This window comes from Kitasatospora azatica KCTC 9699, assembly GCF_000744785.1.
In the GTDB taxonomy this organism is placed as follows: Bacteria; Actinomycetota; Actinomycetes; order Streptomycetales; family Streptomycetaceae; genus Kitasatospora; species Kitasatospora azatica.
On record NZ_JQMO01000003.1, the window covers coordinates 5,039,191 to 5,060,525 of the forward strand.

Annotated in this window: 18 protein-coding genes; 10 read left to right on the top strand and 8 right to left on the bottom strand. The window is 72.6% G+C overall.

Annotated features, from left to right (window positions below):
- The first annotated feature begins 159 nt into the window (after positions 1–159).
- The gene (locus BR98_RS33075) at positions 160–990 is read left to right on the top strand and encodes a S1 family peptidase (protein WP_198042321.1); all 831 of its coding nucleotides are present in this window, start codon (positions 160–162) and stop codon (positions 988–990) included.
- A gap of 33 nt (positions 991–1,023) precedes the next feature.
- Here the strand turns inward: BR98_RS33075 and BR98_RS33080 are convergent, their stop codons facing one another.
- Positions 1,024–1,491 carry an Lrp/AsnC family transcriptional regulator gene (locus BR98_RS33080; protein ID WP_035850758.1) on the bottom strand — a complete coding sequence of 156 codons (468 nt, stop codon included), beginning with the start codon at positions 1,489–1,491 and terminating at the stop codon, positions 1,024–1,026.
- Positions 1,492–1,577: 86 nt separating this feature from the next.
- Between BR98_RS33080 and BR98_RS33085 the strand changes: the two genes are divergently transcribed.
- Together BR98_RS33085 and BR98_RS33090 are read left to right on the top strand one after the other, a co-directional pair.
- Positions 1,578–2,204, top strand: a complete 627-nt coding sequence (locus BR98_RS33085) for a LysE family translocator (RefSeq protein WP_035850761.1) — start codon at positions 1,578–1,580, stop codon at positions 2,202–2,204.
- 134 nt (positions 2,205–2,338) lie between these two features.
- Complete coding sequence (locus BR98_RS33090; RefSeq protein WP_051970689.1) at positions 2,339–3,991, top strand: hypothetical protein; 1,653 nt, start codon at positions 2,339–2,341, stop codon at positions 3,989–3,991.
- A gap of 114 nt (positions 3,992–4,105) precedes the next feature.
- On the opposite strand, the gene BR98_RS33095 is transcribed toward BR98_RS33090, so the two are convergent.
- Positions 4,106–4,720, bottom strand: coding sequence for a TetR/AcrR family transcriptional regulator (locus BR98_RS33095; protein WP_035850764.1), 615 nt, complete (start codon positions 4,718–4,720; stop codon positions 4,106–4,108).
- Positions 4,721–4,840: 120 nt separating this feature from the next.
- Here BR98_RS33095 and BR98_RS33100 point away from each other — a divergent pair, with 120 nt between their 5' ends.
- Genes BR98_RS33100 through BR98_RS33110 form a run of 3 tightly spaced genes read left to right on the top strand, consistent with a single transcriptional unit; the run spans position 4,841 to position 7,310 of the window.
- Positions 4,841–5,590, top strand: coding sequence for an SDR family oxidoreductase (locus BR98_RS33100; protein WP_407639549.1), 750 nt, complete (start codon positions 4,841–4,843; stop codon positions 5,588–5,590).
- Complete coding sequence (locus BR98_RS33105; protein ID WP_035850769.1) at positions 5,587–6,357, top strand: SDR family oxidoreductase; 771 nt, start codon at positions 5,587–5,589, stop codon at positions 6,355–6,357. Before BR98_RS33100 ends, BR98_RS33105 begins: the two co-directional genes overlap by 4 nt.
- Positions 6,354–7,310 (top strand): NADPH:quinone oxidoreductase family protein, encoded by a 957-nt coding sequence (locus tag BR98_RS33110; protein WP_035850772.1) that lies wholly within the window; start codon positions 6,354–6,356, stop codon positions 7,308–7,310. The genes BR98_RS33105 and BR98_RS33110 overlap by 4 nt, the downstream gene beginning before the upstream one ends.
- 50 nt (positions 7,311–7,360) lie before the next feature.
- Here the strand turns inward: BR98_RS33110 and BR98_RS33115 are convergent, their stop codons facing one another.
- From BR98_RS33115 to BR98_RS33135, 5 genes are all read right to left on the bottom strand, one after another.
- Positions 7,361–8,392, bottom strand: coding sequence for an acyl-CoA dehydrogenase family protein (locus BR98_RS33115; RefSeq protein ID WP_232247798.1), 1,032 nt, complete (start codon positions 8,390–8,392; stop codon positions 7,361–7,363).
- Positions 8,389–9,600 (bottom strand): acyl-CoA dehydrogenase family protein, encoded by a 1,212-nt coding sequence (locus BR98_RS33120; protein WP_051970691.1) that lies wholly within the window; start codon positions 9,598–9,600, stop codon positions 8,389–8,391. Before BR98_RS33120 ends, BR98_RS33115 begins: the two co-directional genes overlap by 4 nt.
- Positions 9,597–10,775 carry an acyl-CoA dehydrogenase family protein gene (locus BR98_RS33125; protein ID WP_035850778.1) on the bottom strand — a complete coding sequence of 393 codons (1,179 nt, stop codon included), beginning with the start codon at positions 10,773–10,775 and terminating at the stop codon, positions 9,597–9,599. Before BR98_RS33125 ends, BR98_RS33120 begins: the two co-directional genes overlap by 4 nt.
- Positions 10,776–10,777: 2 nt before the next feature.
- Positions 10,778–11,776 (bottom strand): phosphotransferase family protein, encoded by a 999-nt coding sequence (locus BR98_RS33130; RefSeq protein WP_035850781.1) that lies wholly within the window; start codon positions 11,774–11,776, stop codon positions 10,778–10,780.
- Positions 11,777–11,866: 90 nt separating this feature from the next.
- A complete protein-coding gene (locus BR98_RS33135) occupies positions 11,867–13,504 on the bottom strand; it encodes a purple acid phosphatase family protein (RefSeq protein ID WP_035850783.1) in 1,638 nt (545 codons plus the stop codon).
- 275 nt (positions 13,505–13,779) lie between these two features.
- Here BR98_RS33135 and trpS point away from each other — a divergent pair, with 275 nt between their 5' ends.
- From trpS to BR98_RS33155, 4 genes are all read left to right on the top strand, one after another.
- The gene (gene trpS, locus BR98_RS33140) at positions 13,780–14,778 is read left to right on the top strand and encodes a tryptophan--tRNA ligase (RefSeq protein ID WP_051970693.1); all 999 of its coding nucleotides are present in this window, start codon (positions 13,780–13,782) and stop codon (positions 14,776–14,778) included.
- Positions 14,779–15,102: 324 nt separating this feature from the next.
- Positions 15,103–16,521 carry a nucleobase:cation symporter-2 family protein gene (locus tag BR98_RS33145; protein WP_063774876.1) on the top strand — a complete coding sequence of 473 codons (1,419 nt, stop codon included), beginning with the start codon at positions 15,103–15,105 and terminating at the stop codon, positions 16,519–16,521.
- A gap of 24 nt (positions 16,522–16,545) precedes the next feature.
- Positions 16,546–18,153: an SIR2 family protein gene (locus tag BR98_RS36805; protein WP_051971242.1), complete on the top strand. Its 1,608-nt coding sequence runs from the start codon at positions 16,546–16,548 to the stop codon at positions 18,151–18,153.
- 79 nt (positions 18,154–18,232) lie between these two features.
- The gene (locus tag BR98_RS33155) at positions 18,233–18,496 is read left to right on the top strand and encodes a hypothetical protein (protein WP_035850785.1); all 264 of its coding nucleotides are present in this window, start codon (positions 18,233–18,235) and stop codon (positions 18,494–18,496) included.
- On the opposite strand, the gene BR98_RS36810 is transcribed toward BR98_RS33155, so the two are convergent.
- Positions 18,459–21,164: an NACHT domain-containing protein gene (locus BR98_RS36810; protein WP_063774877.1), complete on the bottom strand. Its 2,706-nt coding sequence runs from the start codon at positions 21,162–21,164 to the stop codon at positions 18,459–18,461. The two genes, BR98_RS33155 and BR98_RS36810, sit on opposite strands and share 38 nt — an antisense overlap.
- Positions 21,165–21,335: the final 171 nt, after the last annotated feature.

Genomic DNA, 21,335 nt, shown 5'->3' on the forward strand with positions numbered 1-21,335 from the left:
TAAACATTTTACTCAGAACGGACTATTCGCAGCCACTCAGGTCACCCCGTGTGATGGCTGCGAGCTCCGAGCGGCGGCGGTGTTGACAGATAGTCATGTCCGCGCCAAATTTGCCAGACCTCCACGCAAGAGAACCCCCACGGTCAGAGGAGTTCCGCAGTGAAGAAGCCCCTGCTCGGCGTCATGGCAGCGACCCTGCTGGGCGCCGCGAGCGCCCTGGTCGGCGCGGCACCCGCGCAAGCCGCCACCGCCGCGGTCACCGTCAACTTCGCCGGGACGGTCGCGCTCAGCGACTGCTCCGGGTCGGTGGTCCGGATGCCCAACTCCCAGGCCACCGACCCGGCCCTGGTACTCACCAACGGCCACTGCCTGGAGACCGGGATGCCCGGCCCCGGCGAGGTGATCGTCGACCAGCCGTCCAACCGGAGCTTCACCCTGCTCAGCGCCTCCGGCGGCCGCCTCGGCACGCTGCGGGCCGGCAAGGTCGCCTACGCCACCATGACCGACACGGATGTGACGCTGTATCAGCTCTCCACGAGCTACGCGAGCATCAAGTCGCGGTACGGCATCAGCCCGTTGACCATCTCGCCGAACCACCCGGTGGCGGGCACCTCGATCAAGGTGGTCTCCGGCTACTGGAAGACCACCTACTCCTGCTCGATAGACGGCTTCGTCAACCAGTTGGACGAGGGCGACTGGGTCTGGAAGGACTCGGTCCGCTACACCTCCACCTGCAACACCATCGGCGGCACCTCGGGCTCCCCGGTGATCGACACCAGCACCGGGCTGCTGGTCGCGGTCAACAACACCGGCAACGAGGACGGTGAGACCTGCACCGTGAACAACCCGTGCGAGGTCGACGCCAACGGCCATGTGACGGTCCATCAGGGGACCAACTACGCGGAGGAGACCTACCTGCTCACGCGGTGCTTCGCGGCCGGCAACAAGCTCGACCTCACCCTCGCGGGGTGCACTCTGCCCCGGCCCTAGGATCGGACGGCTCGCCGTCGGCGCCGGGCCGGTTCACGGCCGCTCGCGCTCGGTCGGGATGCCCTCGTCCGGGCGGACCAGTTTGAGCGGCAGGTGCGAGTTGACCTGGGCGATGCCTGGCAGGCCGCAGAGCACCTCGGTGTGGAAACGCTCGTAGGCGGCCAGGTCGGCCACGGCGACCCGGAGCAGGTAGTCCGGGTCGCCGAACAGCCGGTGCGCCTCCACCACCTCGGGCAGTGCGGCGACCTGGCGCTCGAACTCGGTCACCGTCGGCTTGTCCTCGCGCGCCATCACCACGGTCACGAAGGCCTGGAAGCCGAGGCCCAGCGCCGCTCCGTCCAGCAGGGCGCGGTAGCCGCGGATCACGCCGTCCTGCTCCAGCTGGCGCACCCGGCGCAGGCACGGGGAGGGGGTCAGGCCGACCCGGTCGGCCAGCTCGGCGTTGGTGAGCCGCCCGTTCTGCTGAAGCTCCCGCAGGATCCTGCGGTCAATCCGGTCCATGGCGCAATATCCTGCCACAGTGGCGGCGGCGACTGGACGAAGTAGCCATCGGCTGCCACGCCCTTTTGGTTAGCGTCAGCCGCATCATGAACACCCACCTGCTGCTGCTCTTCCTGGGCGTGGACCTGCTGCTGGTCTGCACCCCGGGGCCCGACTGGCTCTACGTCGTGGCCCGCAGTCTCGGCCAGGGCCGCCGCACCGGACTCACCGCCGTGGCCGGCATCTGCGCCGGCTACGCCACCCACACCCTGCTCGCCGCCGCCGGCCTGGCCGCCGCGCTGCGCGCGATACCCGCCGCACTGCCCGCGCTGCGCTACTTCGGCGCCGCCTACCTGGTGCTGATCGCGATCAGCCTGCTGCGCTCGGCCCGCCGCGGCGTCCCCGCGCTGAGTGCCCGCACGGCCGCCCAGCCCACCGGCGCGGTGTTGCGCCAGAGCGTGCTCACCGCGCTGCTCAACCCCAAGGGCATGCTGCTCTACCTGTCGCTGATCCCGCAGTTCATCACCCCGCAGGCGACGCTGCCGATCGGCCTGCAGGTGGCCGTGCTCGGCGCGCTCAACGTGCTGGCCTGCGGCGGGATCTACGGTGTGGTGGCGCTGGTGGCCGGCCGGGCCGGCGGCTCGCTGGGGCGCAGCGAGCACGGCGCCCGCCGGGTCTCCACCGCCTCGGCGGTGCTGCTGCTGGCGGTGGCCGCCGTCACCGCGAGTGCCTGAATGGCAGTGAGTGCGTGGCGACAGCTGGGTGCTTGATGACAGCTGGGTGCCTGATGACAGCTGAGGGCCTGATGACAGCTGAGCGATGGGTGGCACACTGAGCTGACGCACCGTCGGGCGAAGGGGGACCGCACGTGGACATCAGCAGCTACCGGATGGTCGTCACCAGCGGCTACGACTACGTCACCACCGGGTCCATCGCCGACGAGCAACTGCGCGCCTGGCTGCGGGAGATCAAGCAGTACGACGCCGAAGCCCTGGAGAGCGGCCGCAGTTCACCGGCCCCGGGCGTCCAGCTGGACACCGACTCCGAGACCAACCTGCATGGCGCGTACACCCGTTGGCGGATGCGGGAGGTGAGCCCGGACGGGCTCTGGCAGACCACCCTGCTGGTCCGCTCCCGACCCGAGGGCGCCACCCCCTGGGTGTGGCTGGAGGTCGAGCAACTGCCCGCCGACCCGGCCGTCCGGCCCGCGCGGGCCAACACCCCGCGCCTGGCCGCCCCGTTGCTCGGCGCGCTGGCGGCCCGGGACTCACTGGCCGCCGTCACCCCCGGGCCGACCACGATCGGGCCCGCCGAGGTCGGCCGGGTGGTCCAGGAACTGCGCGACCCGCTGCGGCGGCTGCCGATCGTGATCGTCGCCACCCCGTCCGACGCCGAGCCCAAGGAGTGGCTGGCCGGCACCGCCGAACCGCTGCTGCGCTTCCTGACCGGACTGGCCGTCCCCTACCTGCTGGACGCCGAGGCGGAGCGGTCCTTCAGCCGGGCGCTGCCGCACCACCGGGTGCCGGACGGCGGCGTGCGCACCTACCTGCCCGGGGTCGAGCCCGGGCGGCGCGCCGACGGCTACCGGCACCCCGCGATGCACCGCCGCACCCACACCGAGGACCAGGCCGGCGCCGCCCACCTGCTGGCCCGACTGCCCCGGCGGCTGGCGGTCCGTTCCCCGCTGCCCGCCGAACTGGTCGCCACACCCGCACTGCGCACCCGTCCGGCCGCCGCCGTCAGCGCCTCCGAGCTCGACCGGCTGCGCGCCGACAACGCCCTGCTCACCGGCCTGCTGGACGAGGCCGCGCACGAGGAGAGTTCGCGGCTCAAGGAGATCAGCGATCTGCGGCTCGAACTGCGCGACCGGGAGGACACCGGCTTCGAGCTGGCCGTGGAACTGGAGGAGCGGGCCGAGGAACTGCGCCGCACCGCGAGCCGGCTGCGCGAGCTGCAGCGGTACCTGGTGGGGATCGGTGCGGCGGCGGCCGCGTTCGGCGAGGCGGTGGAACCGGTCGAGCCGGCCGGGCCGACCGGCTTCGAGGCGCTGCTGGAGCGCTTCGGTGAGCTGTCCGAGCTGCGCTTCACCGGGAACCACCGGGTCACGGCGGAGTTGGACGCGCAGGCGCTCGGCTCCGACTGGGCGGCGACCGCCTGGGACGCGCTGCTCGCGTTGCAGGACTACGCGGCGGCCCGGCGCGAGGGTGCGCCGTTGCGGGACTTCCTGCACTGGTGCCGGGAGACCCCGCCCGGCGGGCACGGCTTCCCGCCGGGCAAGGTGGTACGGGACGAGTCGCCGCAGACGGCCGGCCGGCGGGCCTGGCGGCTGCAGCGGACCTTCCCGGTGCCGGTGGAGGTCGACCCGGCGGGCGAGCTCTTCATGGGCGCCCACCTGCGGATCGGCGCGGGCAACAGCAAGGCGCCGCGCATGCACTTCCACGACGATGCGGGCCGGGGCGGCCTGGTGTACGTGGGCTACCTCGGCCCGCACCTCAACAACACGCTGAGCGGGAGCATCTGAGGATCGGGCGCAGCTGCAGCGGGCGGTCCTGTGCGGGCGGTCCTGTGCGGGTGGTCGTGAGCGAGCGGTCGTGAGCGAGCGGTCCTGAGCAAGCGCTCAGTCAGCCTTCGCCGGTCACGCCTCGGCGCCGAGCATCCGCAGCACCAGCTCGCCGTAGCGCACGCCGAGCTGCTCGGGGGACTCGCTGCTGCGCTCGTTGTACCAGCGGGCCACGTCGATGCCCAGGCCGGTGACGGCGCGGGCGGCGGTCCGGGTGTCGGTGGTGGCGAAGACGCCGGCCCGGATGCCGTCCTCGATCACCTGCTTGACCGTGTCCTCGATCTTGCGGCGCAGCTCGGCCACCACCGCGAAGTCCTCCTCGGGGAGGGCCCGCAGCTCGTAGTTGACGATCCGGCCGACCGTGTTGCCGCGCGCGTGCCAGGCGGTGAACTCCTCGACCACGCGGCGCATCTGCTCCACCGGGTGATCGCTGCTCGCCACCGCCCGCTCGACCAGCGCGAGGGTGGCGGTGTGCCCGCCACGGCTGATCTCGGCCAGCAGCGCGGCCTTGGACGGGTAGTGGATGTAGAGCGCAGCCGGGCTCATCCCGGCGCCGGTGGCGATGTCCCGGGTGGTGGTGGCGTGGAAGCCACGGGCGGCGAAGGAGTCGACGGCGGCGACCAGCAGTCGCTGCGCCGCCTCGGGGCGCTCACCGGGCCACTGCTCGGCGAGGTGCTGCGCGGTAGTCATGGTCGACATCCTTGCACGAGTGGGGCGGTGGTCGGTGTTGACAGTGTGCTCTGTGGACAACATGCTAAGCAAGCGCTTAGTTACCCGTGAGTTCATGCACTTGTGAGGACGATCATGACGCTGACGTTCAAGGGACAGGTGGCGCTCGTCACCGGTGCCAGCCGGGGGATCGGGCTGGGCATCGCCCGGGAACTGGTCGACCGCGGTGCCAAGGTCTGCATCACCGCCCGCAACCCCGAACCGCTCGCCGAGGCGGTGCGCGACCTGGGCGGCGAGGACCACGCGATCGCCGTCGCGGGCAAGGCCGACGACCCCGAGCACCAGCGGGCCGCCGTCGAGCGGACCGTCGAGGCCTTCGGCCGGCTCGACCTGCTGGTCAACAACACCGGGATCAACCCGGTCTTCGGCCCGGTGCTGGACACTGATCCGGCCGCCGCCGCCAAGATCCTGGCCGTCAACGTGCTCGGCCCGCTCGCCTGGACCAGGCTGGCCTGCGAGGCCTGGATGCGCGAGCACGGCGGCGCGATCGTCAACGTCTCCTCGATCGCCGGCCTGCGCACCTCGCCCGGCATCGGCATGTACGGGGTCAGCAAGGCCGCCCTCTCCCGGCTCACCATGGAGCTGGCCGGTGAACTCGGCCCGAACATCCGGGTCAACGCGGTGGCCCCCGCCGTGGTCAAGACCCGTTTCGCGGAAGCCCTCTACGTCGGTCGCGAGGAGGAGGCCGCCGCGCCCTACCCGCTCAAGCGGCTCGGCGTGCCGGAGGACGTCGCGGGTGCGGTGGCCTTTCTGCTCTCCGACGCGGCGGCCTGGATCACCGGCCAGACCCTGGTGGTGGACGGCGGCGTCACCCTGGGCGGCGGACTGTGACCGGCCCGCGGGTCGTGGTCACCGGAGCCGGGCGCGGCATCGGCGCGGCACTGGCCGCCGCGTTCATTGCTGACGGTGCGTCAGTGGTGGTCAACGACCTGGACACGCAGGCCGCCCGGGAGACCGCGGCCCGGCTCGGCGCGGTCGCCGTGCCCGGTGACGCCGCGAGCCGCGAGGGCGTGGCGGCGCTGATCGAGGCCGCGCGGGCGGAGTTGGGCGGCATCGACGTCTTCTGCGCCAACGCCGGGGTGGCGCCCGGCGGTGGCGCGGACGCCCCCGAGGCGCTCTGGGCTGCGGCCTGGGAGGTCAATGTGATGGCTCATGTCCGGGCCGCCGAACTCCTGTTGCCCGAGTGGCTGGAGCGGGGCGAGGGGCGGTTCATCGCCACCGTCTCGGCGGCCGGGCTGCTCACCATGCTCGGCTCGGCGCCGTACTCGGTCAGCAAGCACGCCGCGCTGGCCTTCGCCGAGTGGCTCTCCGCCACCTACCGGCACCGCGGCATCCGGGTGCACGCGCTCTGCCCGCAGGGCGTGCGGACCCAGATCCTGGAGGAGTCCGGCGAGCTCGGCAAGGCGCTGATGGCGGCCACCGCGCTGGAGCCGGAGCAGGTCGCGGCCGACGTGCTGCAGGCCATCGCCGAGGAGCGCTTCATGATCTTGCCGCACCCCGAGGTGGCCCGCTTCTACGCGGCCCGGGCCGGCGATCCGGACCACTGGCTGGACGCTATGAACCACCTGCAGCGCAAGTTCGTCGAGGAGCAGTCATGAAGGCTTGGCAGGTCACCGAGTTGGGGCTGCCGCGCGAGGTGATGCGGCTGGTCGAGGACGCGCCGCAGCCCGAACCGGGCGAGCACCAGGTACTGGTGAGGGTCCGGGCGGCCGCGGTGAACTTCCCGGACGCCCTGATGTGCCTCGGCCTCTACCAGGTCAAGCCGCCGCTGCCGTACACCCCCGGTGTCGAACTCTGCGGCGAACTCCCCGGTGGGGAGCGGGTGATCGGCAATCCGGTGGGCACCAGCGGGGCCTTCGCCGAGTTCGCGCTGATGGACTCGCGCGCACTCTTCCCGGCCCCGGACGCACTGGACGACGCCGAGGCCGCCGCCCTGCACATCGGCTACCAGACCGCCTGGTTCGCGCTGCACCGCCGGGCCGCGCTGCGGGCCGGCGAGACGCTGCTGGTGCACGCGGCCGCCGGCGGCGTGGGCAGCGCGGCCGTGCAACTGGGCAAGGCCGCCGGTGCGACCGTGATCGGGGTCGTCGGCGGCGCCGAGAAGGCAGCCGTGGCCCGCGAGTTGGGCTGCGACCTGGTGATCGACCGGCAGGCCGGGGACTTCGTCGCCGCAGTCCGCGAGGCGACCGGTGGACGCGGCGTCGACGTGGTCTTCGACCCGGTCGGTGGCGAGGCCTACACCGGCTCCACCAAGTGCATCGCCTTCGAGGGCCGGATCGTGGTGATCGGCTTCGCCAGCGGCACCATCCCCGCCCCGTCGCTGGGCCACGCCCTGGTGAAGAACTACTCCGTGTTGGGTCTGCACTGGGGCCTCTACAACACCAAGGACCCGGCTGCCGTGCGCGCCTGCCACGAGGAACTGACCAAGCTCGCCGAGGCCGGGGTCGTCCGCCCGCTGGTGAGTGAGCGCTTGCTTTTCGAACAGGCCGCGGACGGCGTCCAGCGAGTCGCGGAGGGGAAGACCACAGGGCGAGTGGTGATCCTGCCGTAGAGCCGGCAAAGGGGGGTGCGAGCGTCTGCTCGCACCCCCCTTTGCGCTGCTCAGGCCGGCAGGTCCGCCAGCTCCGCGAGCCGGGCCCGGTGGTGGCCCGGGGTGCCCAGGGCCAGCTGGTCGGCCTTGGCGCGCTTGAGGTAGAGGTGCGCCGGGTGTTCCCAGGTCATGCCGATGCCGCCGTGCAGTTGGATGCACTCCTCGGCGGCCCTCACCGCGACCGTGCCGCAGTGCGAGGCGGCCACCGCCACGGTGACGGCCGCGTCCGGGGCGTCGGTGGCCAGGGCGTCCGCCGCCGCTCGGGCCGCCGCCCGGGCGCCGACCACGTCGAGCCAGAGGTCGGCGAGGCGGTGCTTGAGCGCCTGGAAGGAGCCGACCGGTCGGTTGAACTGGCGCCGCTCGCGCAGGTAGTCGACGGTCATGGTCAGGCAGTGCTCGGCGAGCCCGAGCTGCTCGGAGGCCAGCAGGCCGGCTCCGGTCAGCAGGGCGCGGTCCAGGACCGCCGGGTCCTCGGTCACCAACCGCGCGGGCGCGCCGTCCAGGACGACGTCCGCCAGCGGGCGGGTCAGGTCCAGCGAGGTGCGCGCGGTGACGGTGAAACCGCCCTCCACCAGGTAGAGCGCGCCGCCCTCGGTGGGCACCACCAGCCAGTCGGCCGACAGGGCGTCGGCCACTGAGGTGACCCGTCCGGTCAGGGTGCCCCCGGCGGCCCGCACAGTGGGAGCGCCGAGCGAGAACGGCACCGCGAGGGTGGCCGTCCGCTCGCCGTTCGCCAGCGCGTCCAGCGCCGGGTCACCGGCCAGCGCGGTGCTCGCCAGCACGGCGCTGCCCAGGAACGGCACCGGAGCGACGGAGCGGCCCAACTCCTCCATCACCACGGCCACTTCGCGCAGCGAACCGCCGACTTCGGGCAGCTGCAGGCCGGTCACGCCGAGCGCGGTCAACTCCCGCCAGAGCGTGGGGTCGTAGCCCTCCTGGCGAGAGACCCGGGCGAGCACGGCGTCGATCGGGCTGTGGTCGCCGAGCAGGTCACGCAGGCTGGCCCGCAGCTCCTCCTCGATCTCCGAGTACAGCAGGTTCACCGGGACAGCTCCTTCCACGGGACGTCCTTGTCCGTGCGCGGCTCGGGCGGCAGTCCCAGCACCCGTTCGGCGATGATGTTGCGCAGGATCTCGCTGGTCCCGCCCTCGATCGAGTTGCCCTTGGCCCGCAGGTAGCGGTAGCCCGCCTCGCGCCCGTTGAAGTCGACCAGCTCGGGGCGGACCAGGGTCCAGTCGTCGTAGCCGAGTCCCTCCTCGGCCAGCAGCTCGACCTCGAAGCCGGTCAACTGCTGGGCGAGGCGGGCGAATCCGAGCTTGCCGCCGGCGCCCTCGGGCCCCGGCTGGCCGGCCGCCAGCTGCTGGCGCAGCCGCTCGCCGGTCAGTCGCAGCACCTCCGCGTCCACCCAGTGCTGCAGCAGTCGCTGGTGCAGCTCGGGGGTGCGCAACTCGGGGCGCTCGCGCCAGGTCCGGGCCACCATGCCGATCAACCCGCCCTCGCGCGGCATCCGTTGGCCGCCGATCGAGACCCGCTCGTTGTTCAGCGTGGTCTGCGCGACCTGCCAGCCCTCGCCGACCGCGCCGAGCCGGTCGGTGTCGGGGATCCGCACCCCGGTCAGGAAGACCTCGTTGAACTCCGCCTCTCCGGTGATCTGCCGCAGCGGGCGGACCTCCACGCCGGGGTCGGTCATGTCGCAGACGAAGTAGGTGATGCCCCGGTGCTTGGGCACGGCCGGGTCGGTGCGGGCGATCAGGATCGCCCAGCGGGCGGTGTGCGCGGAGGAGGTCCACACCTTCTGACCGTCCACCGCCCAGACCCCGTCCGCGTCGAGCACCGCGCGGGTGGCCAGCGCGGCCAGGTCGGAGCCGGCGCCGGGCTCGCTGAACAGCTGGCACCAGACCTCCTCTCCGGTCCACAGCGGCCGCAGCCAGCGCCGCTGCTGCTCCGGCGTGCCGTAGCGCAGGATGGTCGGGGCGGCCATGCCGAGGCCGATGCCGATCCGGCGCGGATCGTTGTCCGGCGCGCCGGCCGCCGCCAACTCGGCGTCCACCAGGGCCTGCAGGGCGCGCGGTGCGCCCAGACCGCCGAGGCCGACGGGGAAGTGCACCCAGGCGAGCCCGGCGTCGAAGCGGGCGCGCAGGAAGTTGAGGGGGTCGACTTCCGACGGATCGTTGGCGGTGAGCAGGGCCTGCACCCGCTCGCGGATCTCGGCCTCGCGGATCTGGGCCTCGCTGATCTCGACGGTGCTCATCCCTGGTACCTCTTCAGCTCACGGCGGGCCAGCGAGCGGCGGTGCACCTCGTCCGGGCCGTCGGCGAGCCGCAGCGTGCGGTTGCCGGCGAAGAGCTGGGCGAGCGGGGTGTCCTGGCTGACGCCTGCCGCGCCGTGGGCCTGCACGGCCTTGTCGAGGATCCACTCGACGGTCTGCGGGACCACGATCTTGATCGCCTGGATCTCGGTGTGCGCGCCCTTGTTGCCCACGGTGTCCATCAGCCAGGCGGTCTTGAGCACCAGCAGCCGGGCCTGCTCGATCCGCACCCGGGACTCGGCGATCCAGTCCTGCACCACCCCCTGGGCGGCCAGCGGCTTGCCGAAGGCGACCCGCTCGGTCACCCGACGGCACATCAGCTCCAGGGCCCGCTCGGCGAGGCCGATCGCGCGCATGCAGTGGTGGATCCGACCCGGGCCGAGCCGGGCCTGGGCGATCGCGAATCCGGAACCCGGCTCGCCGATCAGGTTGCTCGCCGGCACCCGGACGTTGTCGAAGACCACCTCGGCGTGGCCGCCGTGGTCGCGGTCCTCGTAGCCGAAGACGGTCATCGCGCGCCTGACGGTGACGCCCGGGGTGTCCCGGGGCACCAGGATCATCGACTGCTGGCGGCGCACGTCGGCGGTGAGGTCGGTCTTGCCCATCACGATGAAGATCTTGCACTCGGGGTTCATCGCGCCGGTGATGTACCACTTGCGGCCGTTGACGACGTACTCGTCGCCGTCGAGCTCGATCCGGGTCTCGATGTTGGTGGCGTCGGAGGAGGCGACATCGGGCTCGGTCATCGCGAACGCGGAGCGGATCTCGCCGGCCAGCAGCGGCTCCAGCCACTGCTTGCGCTGGGCCTCGTCGCCGAACTGGGTGAGCAGCTCCATGTTCCCGGTGTCGGGGGCCGCGCAGTTGAACGCGGCGGGAGCCAACTGAATGCTGCGGCCGGTCAGTTCGGCGATCGGTGCGTACTGCAGGTTGGGCAGCTCGTAGAACAGGTTCCACAGCCCTTGGGCGCGGGCCTCGCGCTGGAGTTCGCGGACCACCTCGGGGGTCGACCAGTCCGCGTTGGTCACCAGCCGGGCCTCGGCCGGGTAGACGTGCTCCGTCATGAAGGCGGTGACCTGCTCGCGCAGTTCCTCGGTGCGGGCGTCGAAGGCGAAGTCCATGCTCAGTGCTCCTTGAGTGCGGTCAGGCCGTGTGCGACGAAGAGCGGGACCAGCGCGCCGACCCGGTCGAAGCCGGCGCCCACGGTGCGGCCCTGGCCGAACCGGAAGTGGATGCCCTCCAGGACCACGGCGAGCTTGAACGAGGCGAAGGCCACGTACCAGTGGACGCTGGAGACATCGCGTCCGGAGCGTGCCGCGTAGCGGTCGACCAGCTCGGCGCCGGACGGGAAGCCCGGCGCCAGCGCGACGCCCGGGATCACGCCGGCGAACTCGGCGGCCAGCTCGGTGTACATCACCAGCAGGCCGAGATCGGTGAGCGGGTCGCCGAGGGTGGACATCTCCCAGTCGAGGACGGCGGTGATGCGGTCGTCCGGGCCGACCAGCACGTTGTCCAGGCGGTAGTCGCCGTGCACCAGGGTGGGGGCGGGGGAGACCGGCAGGGTCTCGGCCAGGCGCTCGCGCAACTGGTCGATGCCCTCGACCTCACGGCTGCGGGAAGCGTCGAGCTGCTTGCCCCAGCGCGCCACCTGCCGGGCCAGGAAGCCCTCGGGGCGCCCGAAGTCGGCCAGGCCGACTTCCGCCGGATCGATGGCGTGCAGCTCGACCAGGGTGTCCACCAGGTGGTCGGCCAGCGCCCGGACCCTCTCGGGTCCGAGCGCGGCCAGGGCGGCACTGTCACGGTGCGCCACGCCGTCCACGTACTCCATCAGGTAGAACGGCGCGCCGATCACCTCGGGGTCCTCGGTCAGGCGCACGGTGCGCGGGACCGGGACCGGCGAGTCGTGCAGGGCGCTGAGCACCCGGTACTCGCGGGCCATGTCGTGGGCGGTGGCCAGCACATGTCCGAGCGGCGGGCGGCGCAGCACCCAGCGGGTGGTGCCGTCGGTCAGCCGGTAGGTCAGGTTGGAGCGGCCGCCCTCGATCAGCTCGGCTCGCAGCGGCCCGGTGCCCAGATGGGCCTGCAGCCTGGCGAGGTCGAGTCCGGGGGGATTGTCGGTCATGGCATCCTCGGGGGGTGAGACTGACTAAGCGCTTGCTTAGCTTCGTCCCGCATGCCGGGGATGTCAACGCCACCGGGGCGGACCGGCGGGTCAGTGACCGTCCGAGCGCCGGCGGTGCAGCACGAAGTTCTCCAGTGCGCTGATTGCACCGGTCGGCTGGGCGACGTTGTAGTAGGTGACGTGCATGCTGGTGGTCCCGCCGGGCTGGTGGCCCGGGTCCACGGTGAACGCCGCGAAGCCGTAGGCGCTCTTCAGGTCCCGCACACCCACCCACGGCGCGTCCTCGAAGACGTACACCGGAGTGCGCTTGCCGTTGCCGCCGACCGCGCCGACACCCGTGATCACCTTGGCCTTGCCGGGCCCGAAGAACTTCCCGTTGGTCGGCGAGCCGGTGCCGCCACCGCCGAGCACCATGTGCACCGTGCCCTGTGAGGTGTCGATCACATCGGTGGCGGTGGCCACCGGGTTCGGCGTCAGCGTCTCCGAGCCGGAGACCACCCCGCGCACCGGCAGCGAGCGCTCGTAGTCGTGCTCGTGCCCGCAGACCACCAAGTCCACCTGGTAGCGGTCGAAGAGCGGTCCCCACTGCTCGCGGATACCCCGGTCGGCGCCGTTGGCGTCGGAGGAGCTGACCACCACCTGGTGCATGCAGACCACCACCCAGTCGACCGAGCGGTCCGCCCGCGCCGCCGCCAAGTCCCGCTCCAGCCAGGCCCGCTGGGCGCCGCCGCTGTAGCCGTGGACATAGGCGTCGCCGGCGTCCTGGTAGGCCACGTCGTCGTTCTGCAGCACCACGACGTGCACCGAGCCGACCGTGAAGGAGTACCACAGGCCCTGGGTCTCGGCGTCGCCGCCGTTGCCCGGCAGGTCGAACCGGGTCTGGAAGGCCGTGAAGCCGAGCGGGCCGTTGGCCTTCTCGTTCTCGTGGTTGCCGGCCGCCGGCATCCACGGGCGGTAGCGCGCCGAGCGGGTGTTGTTGGCGAAGAAGCCCTGCCAGGTGCGCAGTCGGTCGGGGGAGATGTTGGCGTAGCACAGGTCGCCGTTGAGCAGGTGGAAGAGCGGGTCGACCTGCTCGATGCCGGCCACGATGTCCGCCGAGGCGGGCGAGGCGATGCCGCTCGGCACCGAGGTGTAGCCGCCCTTGCCGTCCGGCTGCCAGGTGGTGCTGGGCACCGCCTGGTCGCCGAAGCTGGTGAAGGTGAAGGCGTGCCGGCCGCGCCCGGCGGTGCGGAAGGTGCCCGCGTCCGGGCGGCCGCCGTCGTGCAGCGCGGCGTAGGTGTAGTAGGTGCCCGGGCGCAGGTTCTGCATCCGGGCGTGGTGGGTGTAGACCACCCGGTTGCTGATCCCGTCGGTGTAGGTGCGGGTCTCGGCCTCCACGGTGTGGCCGAACCCGCCTTCCAGGGTGCCCAGTTGGACGCGGGGCCGGCGGACCGGGCCGTCGGTGGTCCAGGAGGCGGTCATCTCCCGGGTCGGATCGGCGCCGAAGGTCAGGTGCAGGCCCTCGACGGCGGGTGCGCCCAGCGATTCGGGGCGGGTGAGCAGCAGTGGCGAGCTCGCACCGTCCTCGCCGTTGCCTGACGTGCGGTCAGCGGCCGCTGCCGGGGTGGCGCCGAGCAGCGGTGCGGTGACCAGTGCGGCGCCGCCGACTCCGGCGGACAGTCGCAGGGCGGTGCGGCGGCTGAGCGTTCCGTCCGCCGGCTGCTGGGGGGAGTCGATGGGCTGGTCCATGAAGGGTCCTCACTTCCGGTCGCCGAAGGCCGCTCACGCTAGGCCCGTTGGCCGCCGGAGTGGTGAACGCAACGAAGCGCCCCACTGAACGCTTCCAGCGGTTAGAGTGGTCCCCATGCGCGCACCGCTGCTCGTACTCAGCTGGTGGCCGTCCTAGGACGGCCGCGCATCCCGCATGCCCTGGGCCGTCCGGACGGACGGCCCTTTCTGCTGGCTTCTCGCCTCGGGCCTCCGGCCGGACCGCCGCCGGATCCACCCACAGAGGAGAGAACCCGATGCCCACCCAGCCCTGCCGCGTCCTGACCGGCGACCGCCCCACCGGCGCGCTCCACCTCGGCCACTACTTCGGCAGCCTGCAGAACCGGGTGCGGCTGCAGGCCGAGGGCGCCGAACTGTTCATCGTGGTGCCCGACTACCAGGTGCTCACCGACCGCGACGTGGCCGAGCATCTCGCCGAACGGGTCGAGGACTTGGTGCTGGACTACCTCGCGGTCGGCATCGACGCGGCGAAGGCCGTCATCTTCACCCACAGCGCGGTGCCGGCCCTCAACCAACTGCTGCTGCCCTTCCTCAGCCTGGTCAGCGTCGCCGAACTGCACCGCAATCCCACGGTCAAGGACGAGATCGCGCACTCGCGTCAGGCCGCGGTGAGCGGGCTGATGCTGACCTACCCGGTGCACCAGGCGGCCGACATCCTGTTCTGCAAGGCGGGCCTGGTACCGGTCGGCCAGGACCAGCTGCCGCACCTGGAGGCCGCCCGGACCATCGCCCGCCGGTTCAACAGCCGCTACGCCCCAGGTGGTTCGCCGGTCTTCCCGGAGCCGGAAGCGCTGCTGTCGGCGATGCCGCTGTTGCTCGGCACCGACGGCGGCAAGATGAGCAAGAGCCGCGGCAACGCGATCGCGCTGGGCGCGAGCGAGGACGAGACCGCGCGGCTGCTCAAGGGGGCCAAGACCGACGCCGAGCGGCGGATCGCTTTCGACCCGGTGAGTCGGCCCGAAGTGTCCAGCCTGCTGCAGCTGGCTGCGCTCTGCCAGGGCCGTGACCCGCACACGGTGGCCGCCGAGATCGGCGATGCGGGTGCCAGCCGCCTCAAGGCGGTGGTCACCGAGGCGGTCAACGAGTACCTGCGCCCGATCCGCAAGCGCCGCGCCGACCTGGCCACCGATCGGGCGCACCTGCGCGCCGTCCTGGCCCGCGGCAACGCCCGCGCCAACGAGATCGCCGACGCCACGCTCGCCCAGGTCAAGACGGCGATGGGGATGCGTTACTGAGCGCTTGTTCACCGCTCTTGGACAAAGCTCCAAGAGCGAACTGAGTACCCGACAGAGCGGCGGGAGCTATTGACGAAGGTCCTTCCGCTTTCTACATTCTGTTCAAGCGGAAGTCATCTTCCGCATCGTGGAATCCCTCGTTCCCCGCCGACCCCCGTGGCGGGGAGCGTAGCTCAGGGACCGGACCTGTCGCCGCAGGGGCCGGTAGGTGGGCGACGGTACTGCCGTCCGCCAGGGTCGTCCCAGCGTCGCCGTGCTCCGTCCCGCAGATCGGTGGTCGTTCCCGGGCCCGAAGACCACCGTGAGATGTGGAGGGACCAGCAGATGGGCCATCAGGACTCGGCGGCGCCGGACGTGGCAGTGCACAGCGTGCACCCGGTGGACGAGATGCTGCCGGTCGGGAGGATGTCGGCCGTCGCGTTGCAGCACGTGGCCAGCATGTACGCGGGAGTGGCCGCCCCGCCCCTGATCATCGGCGGCGCGGTCGGACTGACGGCGACCCAGCTGGCCACGCTGCTGGCCGCGAGCCTGTTCATCGCGGGGGTGGCGACGCTGCTGCAGACCCTCGGGGTCTGGAAGATCGGTTCGCGGCTGCCGTTCGTCAACGGGGTCTCGTTCGCCACCGTCTCGCCGATCCTGGCGGTCGTCGAGGCGAAGAAGGGCGCCGCGCTGCCGCTGATCTTCGGCTCCACACTGGTCGCGGGCCTGTTCTGCTTCCTGCTGGCGCCTGCCTTCTGTCGACTGGTCAGATTCTTCCCACCGGTGGTCAGCGGCACGGTGATCACCCTGATCGGCATCTCCCTGCTGCCGGTGGCCGGGAACTGGTCGCAGGGCGGCAACTCGCACGCGCCGGGCTACGGTTCGCTCGCCAACCTGGGCCTGGCGGGGCTGACACTGCTCGCCGTGCTGCTCTTCAACCGCTTCCTGCGCGGCTTCCTGCAGCGGATCTCGATCCTGCTCGGACTGCTGGTCGGCACCCTGGCGGCGATCCCGCTCGGCAAGGTGGACGTGCACGCGCTCAGCAGCCTGCCGGTCTTCGAACTGCCGCACCCCTTCGCCTTCGGCGCGCCGCGCTTCGAGGCGGCCTCGATCATCTCGATGCTGGTGGTGATGGTGGTCTCGATGACCGAGTCGACCGCCGACATGATCGCGCTGGGCGAGGTGGTCGAGCGGCCCGCCGACGACCGCACGATCGCCGGCGGCCTGCGCGCCGACGGCCTGGCCACCGCCTTCGGCGGGGTGTTCAACGGCTTCATCTGCTCGGCCTTCGCGCAGAACATCGGACTGGTCGCGCTGACCAGGATCCGCAGCCGGTTCGTGGTGGCGCTGGCCGGCGGCTTCCTGATCGTGATGGGCCTGCTGCCGGTGGTCGGCGGGCTGGTCTCGCTGGTGCCGCAGCCGGTGCTCGGCGGGGCGGGCGTGGTGCTCTTCGGCTCGGTGGCGGTGGCGGGCATCCGCACCCTCGGCAAGGCGGACCTGAGCGTCGGGTCGAACGCGATCATCGTCGCCGTCAGCCTGGCCTTCGGGATCTTCCCGATCGCCTACCCGGGCTTCTACCACGCCTTCCCCGAGCAGATCGCGACCGTGCTGCACTCGGGCATCTCGGCGGGCTGCCTGCTGGCGATCACCCTCAACCTGCTCTTCAACCACCTGGGCCGGGGCCGCGAGATCCCGCCCGCGCACGTCCCCGAGGCGCAGATCGCCGCGCTCGGCCGGGTGGAGGAGCTGAGCGAGCAGCACTGAGCCGGCTCGGGCAGGGTGGGCGGCATGGCCGCCCCCGTGCCCGGGCTCGACCCGATGACCTCGCTCGCCATGTGCGTGCACGCCGCCCCCGGGGTGTACGCGCTGCTGCTCGGGGCCGGGGTGTCCCGGGCGGCGGGGCTGCCCACCGGCTGGGACATCGTCACCGACCTGGTCCGCCGGGCCGCTGTCGCCCGGGGCGCCGACCCCGCCGGGGCGGCGGCCGCCGCAGCCGACCCCGAGGCCTGGTGGGCCGCCCACGGCAGCGGCGAGCTCGGCTACTCCGCGCTGCTGGAGCAGCTCGGCGACACCTCGGCGGCCCGCCACCAGCTGCTGCGCGGCTACTTCGAGGCCGACGAGGTCAGCGCGAAGCAGCCAGGGCCCGCGCACCGGGCGATCGCCGCCCTGGTGGCCCGCGGCTCGGTGCGGGTGGTGCTGACCACCAACTTCGACCGCCTCACCGAGCAGGCCTTGGCCGCCGTCGGCGTGCAACCCCAGGTGATCAGCACCCCGGACGGCCTGCGCGGCATGACCCCGCTCGCACACGCCCGCGCCACCGTGGTCAAGCTGCACGGTGACCTGGCCGACCTGGAGACCCGCAACACCGAGGCGGAGCTCACCGCCTACCCGCCCGCCTGGGCCGCGCTGCTGGACCAAGTGCTCGACGAGTACGGCCTGTTGGTCTGCGGCTGGTCCGCCCAGTGGGACGAGGGGCTGGTCCGCGGCTTCGAGCGTCGGGCCTCCCGCCGCTACCCGATCTTCTGGTCCTGCTCCAGCGGCCCCGGCCGTCAGGCGGCCGAGCTGATCGAGCGTCACCGAGCGGTGCTGCTCACCGGATTGACTGCGGACAACCTCTTCACCGGCCTGCTGGCCCGGGTCGAGGCGCTGGACTCGCTCGCCGCCCCGGCCCCCACCCGCGAGCTCGCGGTGGCCCGGCTCAAGCAGGCGCTGCCCGACCCGGTCCGCCGGATCGAGCTGCACGACCTGGTGGACGGCGAGACCACCCGGACGCTGGGCCGCCTCGCCGGGCGTGACCAGGAGCCCCGGCAGGCCTGCGACGTCCTGCTCCACCTGCTCGCGGTCGGCGCCTTCCACGACCGGGCGGGCGCGCACGCCGACCTGTGGGTGCGCACGGTGCGCCGGCTCGGTGACGGCTACCCGGCCCAGCTCGCCGTCGGTGCGGCCGGCACGGCCGCCGTACTGGCCGGCCGCGAGGAGCTGCTGGCCCGGCTGCTGCTCGAACCCGCCACCGACGGCAGGCTGCTCGCGCTGCCCGAGCACCAGCGACTCCGCGCCGACCTGGCCGAACCGCTCACCGAGCCCGGCGGCGGCACCGACCGCACGCTGCACGAGGCGCTGGACCGGTACCGGTACCTGACCGCGCTGGTCCAGGCCGATCTGGACCAACTCCAGCCGCTGCCGGAGGAGTTCCTGGACCAGGAGCGGCTGACCCCGGACGGCCGGCTGCGGGTGGCGGTCCGGGTGCAGACCGAACTCGTGGACGAGTGGCCGATGTTGACCGCGGGCGCGTTCGGCGGCCGACTGGACCGGGCGCACGCGGCCGCAGCGGTGGTGGAGGCGGTGGTGGAGGCGGCGGTGGAGGCGCAGTGCGCGCGCCGCCGCCGGGCGGGGTAACCCGGACGGCCACCCCCGGTCGCGGAGCGTATACGCACGGTCCTAGCGTTGGGCGCAGACACGGAAGGAGAGGGTGACAATGACGCAGAGCGGTGGCGATTCCGTCCAGGTGACGGTCAACGGCGAGCCGGTGGTGCTGACCGGTGGTGTCGCGGGCAGTTGGAGGGTGGATCAGATCCTCGCCCAGAGCCATGAGCAGATCACCGGCAGCGGCAATCCGGCCGGCGCTCAGGACCACTGCCCCGGCGCCGGCTGCCCGACGGTCGAGCACGAGATGACCGTGCCGCTGACCGGGGGCGAGCAGCTCACGATGCGTCCGAAGCGGGCTGCGGACGGGGGCTGAGCGGTAGTTCGGGCGCGCCGCGGCTGATCCGGTCGCGGAAGCGGTCGTGGCAGAACTGGTGCACCGCGCCCACCTGGCGCAGCACGCTGAGCAGCCGGGCGTCCTCCAGGAAGACCATCGGGCGGCGCGGCAGCTGCCGCAGCGCGGCGAGCCGCAGGCAGGTCTCCCGGTAGGTGAAGAAGGCCGTTCCGGAGGCCAGCACCAGTCCCACCGCCAGGCCCAGCGCGAGGTTGACCTCGGTGGTCGGGTACCAGTCCGCCTGGGCCCGCACCACCAGGCTGTGCCCGGGGTCGCCCAGCCCGGCGGCCCGGGCGACCGTGTTGCGCAGCACCGGCGGCAGCACGCCGACCAGCAGGCAGCCGAGGAAGACCCGCCGCTCGCCCAGCAGCGTGTTGCGCGGGCCGACCTGGTCCAGCCGGGCCGGCACCCGGGCCCAGCGGAAGACCGCGACCTCCGTCCCGAAGACCAGGCCGAGCGAGGTGCAGTAGGCCGCCGCCGCGCCGATCCGCACCGCCCAGGACGGGTACGGGTCCCAGGGCACCAGCACGCTGAAGATCGCGCCCAGCAGCGCACCGAGCAGCAGTCCCTGCCCGACCGCCGCCGGTAGCCGTTCGAGCAGTGCGGCGCCCCGGCCGGGCAGCCGGAAGTCCAGGTAGGTCGGCGCGGCGCGATGGTCCACCAGTCGCAGGATCAGCATCAGGCAGACCAGCAGCAGCAGGAGCACGCTGCGGGTGACCGCCCGCCGTCCGGCGAAGTCGGCCATCGAGCCGAACTGTGGCACGCTGAGGCCGAGGAAGCCCGGGCCGGGCACCCCCACCATGATCAGGAAGGTCAGTTCGCCCAGCAGCTCGGCGCCGAACCAGAAGACCAGGCAGAGCCCCAGTGCCCGGACGAAGCGGCTCACTGAGGCGTACTCTTCGGTCCGGTACGGAATCTGACGAACAGTCAGCGAGGTCAGCAGGAGCAGGGCGGCGAACAGCAGCATCCCGCACCCCCACCCCAGGCCGGCGTCCAGCCCCGGGTGCGGAACGGCCCGCAGCTGCCACTCGGCCCCGTACGCCGTCTGCGGCCCGACCCGGTCGAAGTGCCCGATCACCGATCCCACCGCCGCCCCGAGCGGTACCAGCGCGCCCAGTGTCAGCAGCGCCCGCCACAGCAGCGGACGCCGGGTCACTGCCGGGCGCACCACCTCCCGGCGCGGCACCCAGGCCAGCCGCATCAGCAGTGCCCCGGCCAGCGTGGTGGCCACTGTGACGACCAGGAAGCCCAGCAGCTGTTCCCAGCCGCCGAGGTAGAAGTCGAAGTAGTCCGCGGCCATGCACCCCGCGCCCAGTCCGAGCAGTGCCCCGGTCAGCGGGGCCGAGAGCGGCCCGGCCGGATCCGGCGGCAGCGCCTTGTACAGCTGCCACCAGGCGATCTCGTCGGTGTCCTGGTCGTGCAGGTGCCGGGCCAGGAAGGCGAGCCAGGCCCGGGCCTGCTCGGGTCGCCAGCGCGCGGCCGCGGCCCGCCGGGCATCCGGCACGGCCGGGTCGGCGGGGGAGGGGGTGTCGCCGGTGAAGACGGCCGGGACCAGTGCGTCCAGCAGCTCGGCCTGCAATTCCTCCGGGTCGTCCCAGCGGAGCAGTTCGGCCGGATCGCGCCCGGGCGCCGCGTACACGGTGTGCGCCAGCCAGACGTTGAGCGGCAGGGCGAAGGCGGTGGCCAGCGGGCCGCCCGGCTGCTCGCGCAGTTCCGCCAGCACCGGTTCCCAGGCCGGCAGCCGGCGCGGCGCGATCACCGTGCGCAGGTAGTCCAGCACGTCCGTGGCGGCGGCCGGCACGGCGGTGACCACGGCTGCCGCGGTGACCACGTCGGCCTCGGTCAGCGCCTGCTCGAACTCGGTGGAGCGGGAGGTCAGGATCAGCTGATGGCCCATCGCCCCGGCCCGGTTGAGCGCCGCGATGCCGGCTTGGCGCAGCTCGTCGGTGAGCTCGTCCAGGCCGTCGAGCACCGGCAGCACCCGGCGGTCGCCGACCAGTCGGCGGGCCGCGAAACGGCCGTAGTACTCGTGGTTGCGCAGCGCCGGGTAGTCCTCCTCCATCCGGCGGGCGATCCAGCCGATCAGCGACTCGCGCGCCGGGTTCCAGGTGGACAGGCAGAGCAGGACCGGCACCGCCTCCTCGTCGGTGCGGGTGTCCAGCAGTTCGCGGACCAGCAGCATCGCCAGGGTCGACTTGCCCGAGCCCGGTCCGCCGAGGATCACCAGCCGCCGGTGCGGCAGCGCCCGGAAGCCGGCCGCGAAGGCGGGCATGTCGTCGCTGCGGCCGGTCAGGGTGCGGCCGACCAGACGGGGGTGGTCGCCGGACTCGGACTGGGCGCTGCGCCAACGCACCGCGAGCGCCACCGGGTCGGACAGGCCCCGGGCCGCGGCCTCCTCGGCCCACTGGGCGCGCACCATCTTGGCCAGCGCCTCGGCCGCCCGGTCCAGATCGGCCGGCCCGCTCGGCCCGAGCGGGCGGGACCGGCGCCAGGCCCAGCCGCTGAGCGCCACGCTCATCGAGATCACCAAGGTGAGCGAGGCGACCGCCGCCTGCCCGCCCTGACGCACCGCCAGCACCACCGCCACGATCAGCGCGAGTGCGGTGCAGATCCCCACCGCCCAGGGCCACCAGCGCTTTTGATCTCCCATAGGGCGGAGTATGGCCGTTGGCCCACGACCGGTGGCGCAGGCGCCCGGACCGGTTGGCCCGAACGGGTGGGCCCTGGCGCGGGATGGCCGAGTCGGCGCGGCGAAACGCCCGCGAGGCCGGGGTGTTGTGGTGCTCTTGATACGAACCAGATGGGTGAGGTGGTTTCTTCC

What these genes read in the sequence shown, in the direction of transcription:
- BR98_RS33080 (WP_035850758.1), bottom strand. Translation starts at nt 1,491, where the DNA reads ATGGACCGGATTGACCGCAGGATCCTGCGGGAGCTTCAGCAGAACGGG.
- BR98_RS33085 (WP_035850761.1), top strand. Translation starts at nt 1,578, where the DNA reads ATGAACACCCACCTGCTGCTGCTCTTCCTGGGCGTGGACCTGCTGCTG.
- BR98_RS33095 (WP_035850764.1), bottom strand. Translation starts at nt 4,720, where the DNA reads ATGACTACCGCGCAGCACCTCGCCGAGCAGTGGCCCGGTGAGCGCCCC.
- BR98_RS33110 (WP_035850772.1), top strand. Translation starts at nt 6,354, where the DNA reads ATGAAGGCTTGGCAGGTCACCGAGTTGGGGCTGCCGCGCGAGGTGATG.
- BR98_RS33120 (WP_051970691.1), bottom strand. Translation starts at nt 9,600, where the DNA reads ATGAGCACCGTCGAGATCAGCGAGGCCCAGATCCGCGAGGCCGAGATC.
- BR98_RS33125 (WP_035850778.1), bottom strand. Translation starts at nt 10,775, where the DNA reads ATGGACTTCGCCTTCGACGCCCGCACCGAGGAACTGCGCGAGCAGGTC.
- BR98_RS33130 (WP_035850781.1), bottom strand. Translation starts at nt 11,776, where the DNA reads ATGACCGACAATCCCCCCGGACTCGACCTCGCCAGGCTGCAGGCCCAT.
- BR98_RS33135 (WP_035850783.1), bottom strand. Translation starts at nt 13,504, where the DNA reads ATGGACCAGCCCATCGACTCCCCCCAGCAGCCGGCGGACGGAACGCTC.
- trpS (WP_051970693.1), top strand. Translation starts at nt 13,780, where the DNA reads ATGCCCACCCAGCCCTGCCGCGTCCTGACCGGCGACCGCCCCACCGGC.
- BR98_RS33145 (WP_063774876.1), top strand. Translation starts at nt 15,103, where the DNA reads ATGGGCCATCAGGACTCGGCGGCGCCGGACGTGGCAGTGCACAGCGTG.
- BR98_RS36805 (WP_051971242.1), top strand. Translation starts at nt 16,546, where the DNA reads ATGGCCGCCCCCGTGCCCGGGCTCGACCCGATGACCTCGCTCGCCATG.
- BR98_RS33155 (WP_035850785.1), top strand. Translation starts at nt 18,233, where the DNA reads ATGACGCAGAGCGGTGGCGATTCCGTCCAGGTGACGGTCAACGGCGAG.
- BR98_RS36810 (WP_063774877.1), bottom strand. Translation starts at nt 21,164, where the DNA reads ATGGGAGATCAAAAGCGCTGGTGGCCCTGGGCGGTGGGGATCTGCACC.